Annotated in this window: 6 protein-coding genes; 3 read left to right on the forward strand and 3 right to left on the reverse strand. The window is 68.7% G+C overall.

Annotated features, from left to right (window positions below; genetic code table 11):
• Positions 1–135 precede the first annotated feature (135 nt).
• Together C9I47_RS16235 and C9I47_RS16240 are read left to right on the forward strand one after the other, a co-directional pair.
• Positions 136–1,119 carry an ankyrin repeat domain-containing protein gene (locus tag C9I47_RS16235; protein WP_111267689.1) on the forward strand — a complete coding sequence of 328 codons (984 nt, stop codon included), beginning with the start codon at positions 136–138 and terminating at the stop codon, positions 1,117–1,119.
• Positions 1,094–3,271: a phospholipase gene (locus C9I47_RS16240; protein ID WP_111267690.1), complete on the forward strand. Its 2,178-nt coding sequence runs from the start codon at positions 1,094–1,096 to the stop codon at positions 3,269–3,271. The genes C9I47_RS16235 and C9I47_RS16240 overlap by 26 nt, the downstream gene beginning before the upstream one ends.
• 66 nt (positions 3,272–3,337) lie before the next feature.
• Here C9I47_RS16240 and fghA read toward each other — a convergent pair whose 3' ends face one another.
• The 3 genes from fghA to frmR all read right to left on the reverse strand — a co-directional run bounded on the left by fghA (position 3,338) and on the right by frmR (position 5,882).
• On the reverse strand, positions 3,338–4,177 hold the full coding sequence (fghA, locus tag C9I47_RS16245; protein ID WP_111267691.1) for an S-formylglutathione hydrolase: 840 nt from the start codon (positions 4,175–4,177) through the stop codon (positions 3,338–3,340).
• Positions 4,178–4,396: 219 nt separating this feature from the next.
• Positions 4,397–5,506, reverse strand: coding sequence for an S-(hydroxymethyl)glutathione dehydrogenase/class III alcohol dehydrogenase (locus C9I47_RS16250; protein ID WP_111267692.1), 1,110 nt, complete (start codon positions 5,504–5,506; stop codon positions 4,397–4,399).
• A 100-nt stretch (positions 5,507–5,606) separates the two neighbouring features.
• Positions 5,607–5,882, reverse strand: coding sequence for a formaldehyde-responsive transcriptional repressor FrmR (frmR, locus tag C9I47_RS16255; protein ID WP_111267693.1), 276 nt, complete (start codon positions 5,880–5,882; stop codon positions 5,607–5,609).
• Positions 5,883–6,200: 318 nt separating this feature from the next.
• Between frmR and C9I47_RS16260 the strand changes: the two genes are divergently transcribed.
• Positions 6,201–13,259: a SpvB/TcaC N-terminal domain-containing protein gene (locus C9I47_RS16260; protein ID WP_111267694.1), complete on the forward strand. Its 7,059-nt coding sequence runs from the start codon at positions 6,201–6,203 to the stop codon at positions 13,257–13,259.
• Positions 13,260–13,290 lie beyond the last annotated feature (31 nt).

Raw genomic sequence — 13,290 nt, forward strand, 5'->3', positions numbered from 1 at the left:
ACCGGGTCGATGCGCGTATCGCATGCGTATCGCCCGGTGAACAACGCTCACGGACTTGTCCGCGCAGGCGCGCACGTTGATATTCGACATGCGGCCACCCTATCGTAGCCGGCGGATCTCCCTGCGAACGCGGACATGACGCCCACAAGCGCTTATCACGGATGGATCGGCAGGCTGCTGTGCAGTCTGCTGCTGTATGGCCTGCTGACAGGCTGCTGGGCGGGGCTGCCGAGCACGCCCGAGGCGTTGGCGCGGCAACGGGCGGCGGGCGTCTTCGACGACCCGCGGGCGCAGGCGCTGGCGGTGGCGGCCGAGCTCAACCAGGCCGATGAAGTGCGCCGGCTCATGCGCGAGGAAGGCGTCGACCCGGATCTGTTCTTCGGCAAGCAGAACGACCGTCTTCCGCTGATTGCCTGGCCGGTGCTGACCCGCAGCCCCGAGGGGCTGAAGGCAATGCTGGACAACGGCGCCGACCCGAACGCGCGCAGTCCCGACCAACGTGTCACAAAGTACGAGGACGGCAGCGGCGGCACCTATTTCCTCGGCATTACCGCATTGCAGGTCGCCGCCCCGCTGGAAGACCAGACCTATCTCACGCTGCTGCTGGAGCACGGCGCCGATCCGAATACCCCGACCCGGGGTATCGAAACGATGCTGTACTACGCCAAGGTCAACGGCGCGCCCTGGTCGTCGATCCAGATGCTGGTCGAGCATGGCGCCAAGGTCACCGGCCGGGCCAGTCCGGGGGCCTCGATCACCGGCAACTACGCTGCCTTCGCCAACTTCGACAAGGTCTACTGGCTGCTCGAGCACGGTGCCGACCCGATGGACCCGGCCGACCACAACCGCATGCTGCCGCCTCCACAGTCACAGGTTATCGATGATATCTACTGGTACCCTGCAAAGACAGCCAACGGCCGCCGATGGCAGCGCAAATGCCAGCTCTGGCTGCTTGAGCACGGTTATCCGCAACCGGAAAGGATGTCCGACACCATTCGCAAGACCCGCGCGGACTTCGGCTGCCCGACCGAGGAGAAGGATATTCCGCTGCCCGGCCCCGGCAGCACCATGACCGACACCAAGGAAGAATTCGATGTCGACCCCTGCCGAACACCGTGAGCGCCAGGCCCTGCTTGGGGAATTGCGGGCCCAGGACAACCCGGAGACCCGGCGCCAGGCCGATGCCCTGCGCCAGCTCTATCACGACCGCGAAATGGCGGGACTGGCCGACGATGTCTATGCCGCCGCCATGCACCAGGGCGAGCCGCCGCCCGGCTGGAAACGCGCCAGTGAACACCTGGACGAGTTACGCTCGTTGACGCCTCGGCTTGGCGACTACAGCAGCGACGAGTTGCTCAGGCTGCTGCAGCCGCCCGATTCCAAGTTTCGTGCCGAGATCTATCTGCCCGACGCGGGTGTACTCGGCCCCGGCTACCAGCCCACCGTGGTGTTCAAGGGTTCGCGCGGCGAGGTGATGACGGCCGACGGCCTGGTCGACAGCACGGCGGAGGACTTCATCGGCAACAACTTCCCGCAGTCGGTCGGGTTGCAGACCGACTACTACGACCGCACGATGGATCTGGGCGCACGCTTGCAGCGTGCCGGTCTGGAATTCGAAACCGCCGGCCATTCGCTCGGCGGCGGCATGAGTTCGGCGATGTCGGCGGTGACCGGCGCCCCGTCCACCACCTTCAATTCTGCCGGGCTGCACCCTGAGACCATCGCGCGCTTCGTCCGCGAGAACCCGGAGGTTCGCGCCCACGACACCGACCGCACCGTCCGCGCCTACCAGGTCGAGGGCGAGGTGCTGACCGACGGCGTCCAGGAGAACCTGAGCTCGTTGCGGTCCCTTCAGAACGCACAATTGGCCGGGGTGATCCGCGAGACGGCCGAGCTGAGTCGTGAGTTGCCGCAGACACGCGCCCTGCTCCAGCAGTACATGAGCAGCCAGATTTCGCCGTCGTCGCACCCGGTCGTCGAAGCCTTCCTGGAGCGGATATCCGAGCGCGGCACCGCGCAGTTGTTGCGCGAGCTGCCGCTGGCCGCCGGCCAGGAACAGCCGCGACTGGCGGCGATGACCAACGGCGACACCGGCCCGGTCGCACGCGATGACATTCCCTCGCTGCGCGAACTGATTCCGGATGCGGCGCCACTGCTGACCAGCCTGCATGTGGCCGCCTACGGTGCGCGCGCGGGCCAGCGTGCCGGCGAAGGCATCGAATGGACCTTCTGTTCGACCGGCCGCTCGATGGACGGCGTCGGCGATCTGTATCGCAGTTACAACATGACCCTGGGCGCGGCCGGCGACGGCTCGGCGCGCTTCGTCGGCGAGGCCTCCGGAACCGCGATACGCTGGGGCGGCGAGGTCGTTGCCCAGACCCACGAGGCGGGGTCGAGAATCAGTGCCACGATCAACCTGGCCGAGGGCTACCTGGAGAAGACCCGGGCGGACCTGAAGTCCGGTGCCCTGCGCGGCATCGGCGACTGGCTGCCCGACTCGCTCGGCGAGCGTTTGCGCGACAGCGCCGAGCGTATCGAACAGGCCGGCGAGCAGGCGCAGCGTCGCCGTATCGCCGAGGCCGTCAGCGACCTGCGCGAGGGGCGCGAATCCGCGGAATCGGCCCGGACCGGATCGCGCGAGCTCGGCGACCGGGCCAGCGGGCTCGGCCGCGATATCGGCGAACAGGTCCGCAATCGCTACGAACGCCACGGCGCCGAGGTCGACCAGGCGCTCGATCGCGGCGGCGACGCCCTGTGCCAGACCGGCCGGCAGGCGCCCGCGTATGGTGCGATGGTCGGCGGCACGGCGACCGGGGTGACAACGGCGGTCGCCCTGCACGACCCCAGGACCGTGCCAGGCGTGGTCAATCTGCTGAGCACCCGGCGCTTCCTCGGCCAGGTGGGGGAAGCCGCGGGCGAAGCCACCGCGCGCCACTCGATGCCGGACACGGTGTTGCCGAGCCTCGATCAGCGCATCCGGGAAGTCGAACAGACCGCGCGCGAACATCTGCAGGGCCGCCAGGCTCCGACGGCCGGGGAACAGACCCGGGCCGGCGTGGACAATGCCGCTCCGGCCTACTCGTCAGCGGCCGCCGCCGATGCCCATCAGCGATTGGACCGGCTGCTGGCCGGCGAGGTCGATCCGGCCTCGCGGGCCGGATGGGACCGCGAGGTCGCCGCGCATCGCGAGCGCATGGACCCGGCCCGCGAGCAGCAGGACGCCGTGCAGGTACAGCAGCAGACCGCGCAACAGGCGGAAATGGCGCGCTGACGCCAACACGCCCGCTACGGCACGCTCAGGCCGCCCATTCGCGCGGCCTGAGCCATGCCCGCGTTCTCAACCGCGCAGCGCCTGCGCGTGAAGCGCGATGTGTTCGCCGATGAAGCTGGCGATGAAGTAGTAGCTGTGGTCGTGGCCGGCGCGCATGCGCAGGTCGAGCGGATGCCCGGCGGCCTCGCAGGCAGCCTGCAACCGGGTCGGTTGCAGCTGACTGTCGAGGAATTCGTCGGCCTCGCCCTGGTCGACCCGCAACGGCAACCGGTCGGTGCCGGGCCGGGCGCCGATGATCAGCTCGCAGGCATCCCATTCGCGCCAGCTCTCCGAATCCAGCCCCAGGTAGGCGCCGAACGCCTTGTGGCCCCACGGCACCCGGGTCGGCGCGACGATCGGCGAGAACGCCGACACGCTGCGGTAGCGTCCCGGATGGCGCAACGCGGCGACCAGAGCGCCGTGTCCGCCCATCGAATGACCGCTGATCGCGCGCGCGGTGGTGGTCGGGAAATGCGCGTCGACCAACGCCGGCAGCTCATCGACCACGTAGTCGTGCATGCGGTAGTGGGCGGCCCACGGCGACTGGGTCGCGTTGAGGTAGAAGCCCGCACCCTGGCCGAGGTCGTAGCTGTCGGCATCGGCCACGCCCTCGCCGCGCGGACTGGTGTCCGGCGCGACCAGGATCACGCCATGCTCGGCGGCGTAGCGCTGCGCGCCGGCCTTGGTGATGAAGTTCTGCTCGTTGCAGGTCAGCCCCGACAGCCAGTACAGCACCGGGCAGTCCCCATCGGCGGCCTGCGGCGGCAGGTAGATGCCATAGCGCATCTCGCAACCGAGCACGCCGGACCGGTGTTGCCAGACTTCCTGGGTGCCGCCGAAGCAGGCATGGGATTCGATGCGTTGCATTGAGGTTCTCGCTTTTCTTTTCCGTTTCTTCCGGCGGCGGAGTGAATGCGCGCGAGTGGGCTGCAGAAGCTTGGGATGACGGCGGCCGCGGATACCCGCACCGCCCCGGGGCACATGGATTCGTCACATCCATGTGGCTCCCCCTCACGGGGCGGCTGCGCCGTCGAAACAGGCAATCCTGCCGATGCGCCTCCCTTGAGCGGGAGCAGGCGGACGGGGTCAGTAGTGGATCACGGTGCGAATCGACTTGCCCTCGTGCATCAGGTCGAAGGCCTCGTTGATCCGCTCCAGCGGCAGGGTGTGGGTCACGAACGGGGCCAGCTGGATCTCGCCGGCCATCGCCTGTTCGACCATGCCCGGCAGCTGGCTGCGGCCCTTGACTCCGCCGAACGCGGTGCCCATCCACTTGCGCCCGGTCACCAGTTGGAACGGCCGCGTGCTGATCTCCTGGCCGGCCCCGGCGACGCCGATGACCACCGACTGGCCCCAGCCACGGTGCGCGCATTCCAGTGCCGCGCGCATCACGTTGACGTTGCCGATGCACTCGAACGAATGGTCGACGCCCCAACCGGTCATCTCGACGATGACCTCCTGGATCGGCTTGTCGTGGTCCTTCGGATTGACGCAGTCGGTCGCGCCCATCTGCTTCGCCATCGCGAACTTGTCCGGGTTGGTGTCGACCGCGATGATCCGCCCGGCCTTGGCCTGGCGCGCGCCCTGGATCACCGCCAGCCCGATTCCGCCCAGTCCGAACACCGCGACGCTGTCGCCCTCCTGCACCTTGGCGGTGTTGTGGACCGCGCCGATGCCGGTGGTCACGCCACAGCCCAGCAGGCAGACCTGCTCGGGGTTGGCCTCGGGATTGACCTTCGCCAGCGAGACCTCGGCGACCACGGTGTACTCGCTGAAGGTCGAGCAGCCCATGTAGTGATGCACCGGCTGGCCGTTGTAGGAGAAGCGGGTGGTGCCGTCGGGCATCACACCCTTGCCCTGGGTCGCGCGCACCGAAGTGCACAGGTTGGTCTTGCCCGACTTGCAGAACAGGCACTCGCCGCACTCGGCGGTGTACAGCGGGATCACATGATCGCCCGGCTTCAGGCTGGTCACGCCCTCGCCGACCTCGACCACGACGCCGGCGCCCTCGTGGCCGAGCACGGCCGGGAACAGGCCTTCGGGATCGTCGCCGGACAGGGTGAAGGCATCGGTGTGGCAGACACCGGTGTGGCTGATCTTGACCAGCACTTCGCCCTTGCGCGGCGGCTCGACGTCGAGTTCGACGATCTGCAGGGGCTTTCCGGCTTCGAAAGCAACGGCGGCACGGCTCTTCATGGCGACTCCTGGTTCATGTGCATGTTCGTATGCATGTTCGTGTGCATGTATGTGTGCATGAGGCCGATGCGGACGCATCGGCCGGGATGTTGGACGGGGGTTATTTGAGATAGGCGCGGATCAACGCGGTGACCTCGCCGACGCGGGCACCCCGCTGTTGTTCGGAGGCGGCGGCATGACTGAACTCCTCGCGGATGTGCGACTCCAGCACCTCCGACATCAGTCCGTTGACCGCGCCACGGATGGCGGCGATCTGCTGCAACACCGCCCCGCACTCGGCACCGCCCTCCAGCGCGCGCTCCAGCGCCTCGGTCTGGCCACGGATCCGGCGGATCCGCGCCAGCACCTTCTTCTTTTCTTCCGGCGAGTGCGGCATGCGACGGCTCCGGCCAATAAACAATACTGGGGTACAGTATATAGAGGATACTCCCCGGGAGTACACCCCCACGCGTCACCCGACCTGGCGAGCGCTCCCGACGGAGGCCTCCGGACCGCTGGTTCTCCGTCGTGAGCGCTTGCCGACACCTGTCCGACGACGAGTCTCCGCGATGATGCCGGCGTGACGTTCGCGGCTCTGGCCCCATGCTATGGTCCCGGCAAGCGGCAAGGACTGCTGCCGCCGGGGACGCCCGATCCTTCCAGCGGATGCGGGAACTAGTGACTGAAGTGACTGTTGCCAGGCAGGGAGCGCCTCATGGCAAGCACGATCGAGTTGCCGAAACTGTCCACGCCCGCCGGCGGCGGAGCCGTCCGTGGCATGGGCGAGAGCTATGCCGCCGACGACTTCACCGGGGCGGCGACTTTCCGGATCCCGGTTCCCGCCTCCGAGTGCAGGGAAGTCACCCCGCAGTTGGTGCTGGGCTACACCAGCGGCGGGAGCAACGGCGCGTTCGGCCTTGGCTTCGAGCTGGCCCTGCCCCGGATCTCGCGACGGACCGACGCCGGCATCCCGCGATACGACGACAGCGACGAGTTCATCGCCGATGGCGAAGTGCTGGTGCCGGCCCTGGAACAGGCCGGCGACCAGTGGCGGCCGATCGTCTCGCCGCGCTCCGCCCACGGCATCGACTATGAGGTGCGGCGCTACCGCAAGCGCGTGGACGGCGACGGGACCCGCTTCGAGCGCTGGCGACGGCTGAGCGACAACGACGAGCATTGGCGCATCGCCAGCGCCGACGGCAGCGTGGCGGTGCTGGGCGCGGATCCGGCCGCCCGCATCGCCGACCCGGACGCGCCCGCGCGGGTGCTCAGCTGGTTGATCGAGTATTCGCTCACCGCCCTGGGCGATCGCGTCGAGTACCGCTACAAGGCCGAGGACGGCGACAACATTCCTTCCGTGCCCAGCAACGCGGGACGCGATCACCGTGCGAACCGGTATATCGCCGAGATCCGCTACGGCGCCTACGACGACGGCCAGGGCGGCCTGGCCTACGCGATGCGGGTGGTGTTCGACTACGGCGAGTACGACATCTCGGCCGCCAATCCCGACCCGTATGCGCCGGTACGCACCTGGCCCGCGCGGCCGGACCCGTTCTCCAGCTACCGCAGCGGATTCGAGATCCGCACCTATCGCCTGTGCCGTGGCGTGCTGATGTTCCACGCGCTGCCCGAGCTCGGCGCGCAGCCCTGCCTGGTCGCGGCGACCGTGCTGAGCCACGCCGTGCAGGACGGCCTGTCGGTGCTCGATCGGGCCGTGCAGCGGGGCTATCGCCACGACGACGGCGGATGCACGATGCTGGAGGTGCCGGGGATCGCCCTGGACTACCAGCCATTCGAACCGGCGCGCCAGCGCTTCCAACCGGTGGCGCCGGCACGGGGCAGCTTCCCGGCGCCGTTGTCGCAGGGCGAGTTGATCGTCGCCGACCTGTTGGGCGAAGGCCTGCCGGGGCTGCTCTTCAGCACCCCGTCGGCCTGCCAGTTCTGGCGCAACCTGGGCGATGGACGCTTCGCGGCGGCGCTCACCCCGCAGGCGATGCCGGTGCAGCGCGACGTATCGAGCGGACGGCAGTTGCTGACCAGTCTGCAGGGCAATGGACAGCTGGACTGCGTGGTGGCCGAGAGCGGCCAGGCCGGCTATTACCGGTACCGGCGCAACTCGGGCTGGAGCGCGTTCCAGGCCTTTCCGCAATGGGCGCCGGAATCGGCCACCGCCGCGGCCCAGTACGTCGATCTGAGCGGCAGCGGGCTGACCGACCTGCTGGTGATGCAGGACGCGTCGTTGCGCTGGTATCCCGGCAGGGGCGAGGAAGGCTATGGCGAGCCGGTGGAGCTGGTCCTGGAGGCGGGCGTGCCCGACCCGCGCACTTCGTCGCAGACGGAGCTGGTGGACTTCGCCGATCTCATCGGCGACGGCGGCGCGCACATCGTCCGCATCCGCGACGGCAGCGTGGAGTGCTGGCCGAGCCTGGGCTACGGACGGTTCGGCGCGCGGGTGCTGTTCGATGCCGCGCCGGTCTTTCCCGGCGGATTCGACGCCAGCCGGTTGCGGCTGGCGGACATCAGCGGCTCCGGCGGCGCGGACCTGATCTACTTCGGCGAACGGCAGGCCCATGTCTACCTCAATCTGGCCGGCGACGGCTTCGCCGAGCCGGTGACGGTGGAGTTGCCGGCGGCCTATTCGCAGCTCAGCTATGCCGGCAGCGCCGATCTGCTCGGCGGCGGCAGCCACGACCTGCTGCTGGGCACCGCCACCCAGGGGCAGTGGCTGATCGACTTCACCGGGGGACGCAAGCCCTGGCTGCTTTGCGCCGTTCGCAACGACCTGGGCGCCAGCACCGAACTGACCTACGCCAGTTCGAGCCGGTTCGCCCTGGACGACGCCCTCGCCGGCCGACCGTGGCCCTGCACGCTGCCGTTCCCGGTCCAGGTGCTGACCCGGGTGGTCCGCACGGAACCGTTCTCCGACGCACGCGACACCCTGCGGCTGGCGTATCACGACGGCTACTACGATCCGGTCGCCCAATCGTTCCGCGGATTCGGCCAGGTCGAACGCTGGACCGAGCAGACCGTCGACGGCCAGGCCTTCGCCCCCACCGCGCATACCCGGACCTGGTACGCCACCGGCGCCTTCGTCGACGGCGACCTGCTGACCCTGCAATACCTGCGCGACTACTGGCACGGCGAGGCCGGCCGGCAACCGGCGCCGCCGGACAGCGCCATCCGCACCCTCGAGGCGCCACCCGACGCCGCACTTCTGCGGGTCGCCCAGCGCGCGCTGAAGGGACAGGTCCTGCGCAGCGAGAGCTATGGGCTGGATGGCGGCCCGCAGGAGGACCGGCCGTTCACCGTGATCGGCAACAGCTACACCCTGGACGAAGTGCAGCCGGGCAGCGGCGATCACGACGCGGTGTTTCAGGTGTCGGCGCGCGAGACCGTCACCGCGGTCTATGAGCGCGACGCGCAGGATCCGCGCATCAGCCAGCAGTTCACCCTGGAGGTGGATGCCTACGGCCACGTGCTGCTTGCGGTCGAGGTCGCCAACCGGCGCGGCAACACCTCCAACGGCGTGCCCGCCACCGCCTGGCCGGCGTTCCAGACCGAGGCGCTGGCGACCGCCCGGCAATCCAGGTTCGCCGCGCCGCTGGAGCACGGCGACGCCTTCATCGTGCCGGCACTGGAGGACATCGCCTACCAATTGGGCCAGGTCGCGCCCACGGCCGGCGGCTGGCTGGATTTCGACACGGTGCTCGCGCGGACGCGGACCGCGCTGCAGCACGTCATCCCGCCGGAACAGACCTTCTCCGGCGCGCAACCGCAGGCCCGCCTGCGCCTGGACACGCGCCAGATCTACTGGGACGCGGCGCAGGCGCAAGCGCTGCCGTTCGGCAGCGTCGCCTGGCCGGGACTGCTGCACCACGCGCTCGCCACACGCATGAGCATCGGCATGGTGGCGCAGACCTATGGCGATCGCCTGAGCGCGGAACAGTTGCAGGACGAAGGCTTCCTGCAACGCGATGGCGACTTCTGGTGGGCGCCGGGCGACATCACCCGCTATACCGACGCCACCGGCTTCCACCGCCCCGTGAGCGCCACCGACGCGGCCGGCAACAGCGTCAGCGTGGGCTACGATCCCTACGCGCTGCTGCCGGTCTCGATCACCAACGCCGACGGCACCGCACGGGCGGTGCCGGACTATCAGACCTTGCAGGCCACGACGCTGACCGACGTCAACGGCGTCGTCGACCAGGTACTGCCCGACGCACTGGGCCGGGTGGTCGTCGCCACACGCTTTCATGCGCCCGCGGGCGGCACCCGCCAGGGCGACGGCGACCTGTCCGGCTACGTCCCCAGGACCGCGACCGGAATCGACGAGGTACTGGCCGACCCGGCCGCCTACCTGCAGCAGATGACCGGGTACTTCTATTACGACTACGGCATCGGCAGCGGACAGCCCCCGGTGGTGCTCAGCGTGGCCCGCCAACTGCATGTCAGCCAGCTGGCGTCCGGGCAGTCCTCGCGCCTGAAGCTGGTGGCGAGCTACAGCGATGCGCTTGGCCGTGGCCTGGAAACCAGGACCCGGGTCGAAGCGGCGGCCTGCGGACATGAACAGGACGCCTGGGTCTGCAACGATCAGGTACAGCTGGATGTGCAGGGCCAGGCGGTGAAGCGCTGGCTGCCCCGGTTCGGCGACACGGCCGCATTCACCGGCGATCGCGGCCAGTGGTACGACACCGACTGGCGCGATGCCCAGGGACGGGTCGTGGAGACCCTGACCGCCAAGGGCTTCATCGCACGCAACGTCTATCGCGCCTGGACCGGCGAGCAGTGGGACCTGGACGACACGGTGCCGACCTCGCCCTACTACCTGGCCCATATCGGCGATACCTCGCCGGAATTCGCCGACGAACGTCGCGCGCTCGAGCAGGCCGCATTCTTCGCCGATACCTACCTGACCCAATGGCTGGACCCGCTCGGACGCGTGGTCGACCTGGAGCAGCGCAATCGGAGCACGGACGCACCGCAGATCCAGTCGATGGTGACCGCCAGCGTGCTCGATCTGGACGGCCGCACGCTGGCGCTGGCCGACCCGCGCTTCAGCGCCCGCAACGCCGCCGGCGATCCGCCGGTGTGGAACATCGTCAGCGGCTACGACCTGGCCGGCAACACCATGTCGCTGGACAGCATGGACTCGGGAACCCGCATCGCCTTCAACGACGCGCTGGGACGCCTGGTCCATCAATGGGACGGCCGCGGTGTGCATTCGCGCCGCGACTACGACGCCATGAACCGGATCACCGGGATCTACGTGGATGGCGCGCTCGGCCTGCAGCAGGTCGTGGAGCGACTGAGCTACGGCACCGATGCCGCCACCAACTCGATCGGCCGGCGCGTCGAGCTGCGCGACGCCTCCGGCGTGCTCAGCGAAGGCCCGTTCGACCTGGGCGGCAAGCCGGTCAGCAGCCGTTTCCAGCTGCGCGTGGACTACGTCGACGAGGTCGACTGGTCGCCGGGCAAGACCGTCGCGCTGGAACCGGCACGCACCACGCTCAGCGAGCGCAACGCCTTCGAACAGTTGATCGACAAGACCTGCGCCGACGGCAGCCGGCAACGGAACGACTACTACGCGATCGGATGGATGGCCTCCGCCGACCTGACCCTGGCCGGGGCCACGGCACCCAGCCAGGTGCTCGCGCAGGCGGTCTACTCGCCGGAAGGCAAGCGCGCCTCCGCGCAGCTGGGCAGCGACCTGCTCGCGGTTCGCCGCTATGAGGACAGCACCGGCCGGCTGCTGGGCATCGACACCTCGCGGCGCGGCGACGGCAAGGCGCTGCAGCGGATCGCCTACACCTACGACCCGGTGGGCAACGTCACCTGCGCCGAGGACGCCACGGTGCCGCTGGTGTTCTGCAACCAGTCCCAGATCGGACCGCGCCAGGACTACGGCTACGACGCGATCTATCGCCTGCGCCAGGCCAGCGGTCGCGAGAACCCGGCGATCGGCGCGGACAGCTACCGCACCGGTTTCAAGCAGAGCGTGTATATCCCGCTGTGCCCGGACAACCCCACCGACGCCACCAAGCTGGTGCCCTACCAGGAAAGCTACAGGTACGACGACTCGGGCAACCTGACCCTGCTGGAGCACACCACACCGGAGTCGGGCCTGTCATGGACGCGCCGGTACTCGGTGTCGGAATCCTCCAACCGCGTGGTCCTCGACGACGGCGATGGAAGCGGGGCCGATCCCGATGCGGCCTACGACGCCAACGGCAACATGGTCGACTTCGAGCATCTGCGCTCGATGGACTGGGACTGGCGCAACAAGCCGCACCGCGCGGTGACGATCGCCCGTAGCGGCGACGACGACGATGCGCAGTACTACGTCTACAACAGCGCCGGCCAACGCGTGCGGCGGGTCACCCAGCGCCTCACCGCCGGCGGCCTGCAGGTGGAGGACAAGGTCTATCTGGACGGCTGCGAACTGGTCCGCGAGCTGCCCGTATCCGGTCCGCCCGAGGTCGTGCGCACCGGCATATCGGTGGGCGAAGGCGGTGGCCGCCTGTTGATGGCCTACCACTGGCCCGCCAGCGACGGCCGCTCGCCGCAATGGCGGTTCCAGCTCGCCACCGTCACCGGCTCCGCGGCGCTGGAGGTGGAGGCCGACGGCTCGGTGATCAGCTACGAGGAGTACTTCCCCTACGGCGGCACCGCGATCATCGCCGGCAACTCGCAGACCGAGGTCGAGCTCAAGGATTACCGCTTCTGCGGCAAGGAATGCGACGACGCCACCGGGCTGTACTTCTTCGGCGACCGCTACTACGTGACCTGGCTGGCGCGATGGCTCAGCCCCGATCCCAACGGACCGGTCGACAGCCCCAACCTGTACCAGTACGTCGGCTGCAACCCGTTGTCGTATGTCGACCCCAGCGGCGGCTGCAGGGCCAAGATCAACGTGCCGCCGTCGGGGACGACCACGGCGTTCAGCACCTTCGAGAGCAACTACCGCTACCTGAGCCAGAGCGAATCCGACGCCTATCAGCAGCTGGCCCAGGACATCAACGACTACGTATACAAGTACAACTCCGAGGCGACCGGCAGCTACGACGCGCGCCTGTCGCCGCAGCTCGAATACCGCGTGCTGTCGATGTTCGAGAAGTTCAAGCCGCTGCACATCGCATCCAACCCGGAATTGCTCAGCGTGTTCCGCACCGCCCAGGGCAACGCCGGCGTGGACGACGACACCGGCGGCATCAAGTCCTACACGAAGATGCGCTCGCCGTACTTCACCCGGGCGATGAACGACACCGAGATGGGCGACATCGTCGCCTCCGACGATTTCTACCGGACCGTGGAGCTGCACCACGGCGCCAAGAAGCAGTTCCTGCCCGAATACGCCACCAGCGCAAGCAACCTGTGGGCGCTCTCGCGCGGCGGAAGCAGCTACGGCGTGGTCGGCCAGCACGAGGGCGCGTTCCACACCGTCGGCGCGGCCAAGTTCGGCAACATCTACACCACAGAACTGCCCGCCTACACCGGTCTGCTGCTGCACTGGCAGGGGCTGAGGACGCTGAAAGGCGACGATCCGATGGATGCGTTCAAGCCCCCGCCGCCGCAGCCGGTCTTCACGACGCAGCCGTTGCTGCCGAGCTTCTCGACGCTGCTCAGCTCGATTCCGCAATCGTCGTTCACGCAGCCGGTGGTCCAGGGCTACGCCCCTCCTCAGCAGCCGATGCTGCTGTGGTCGCCGCAACCGTCGCCGACGTTCTTCCCCAATCAGTCCGGCGGCCACGGCTACCCGTCGACCAATCTCTACTGACGGCGCGGCCCCGCGGCCCGCGCCGTCCCCT

The sequence above is a fragment of the Marilutibacter maris genome (assembly GCF_003233695.1).
GTDB classification, from domain to species: domain Bacteria; phylum Pseudomonadota; class Gammaproteobacteria; order Xanthomonadales; family Xanthomonadaceae; genus Marilutibacter; species Marilutibacter maris.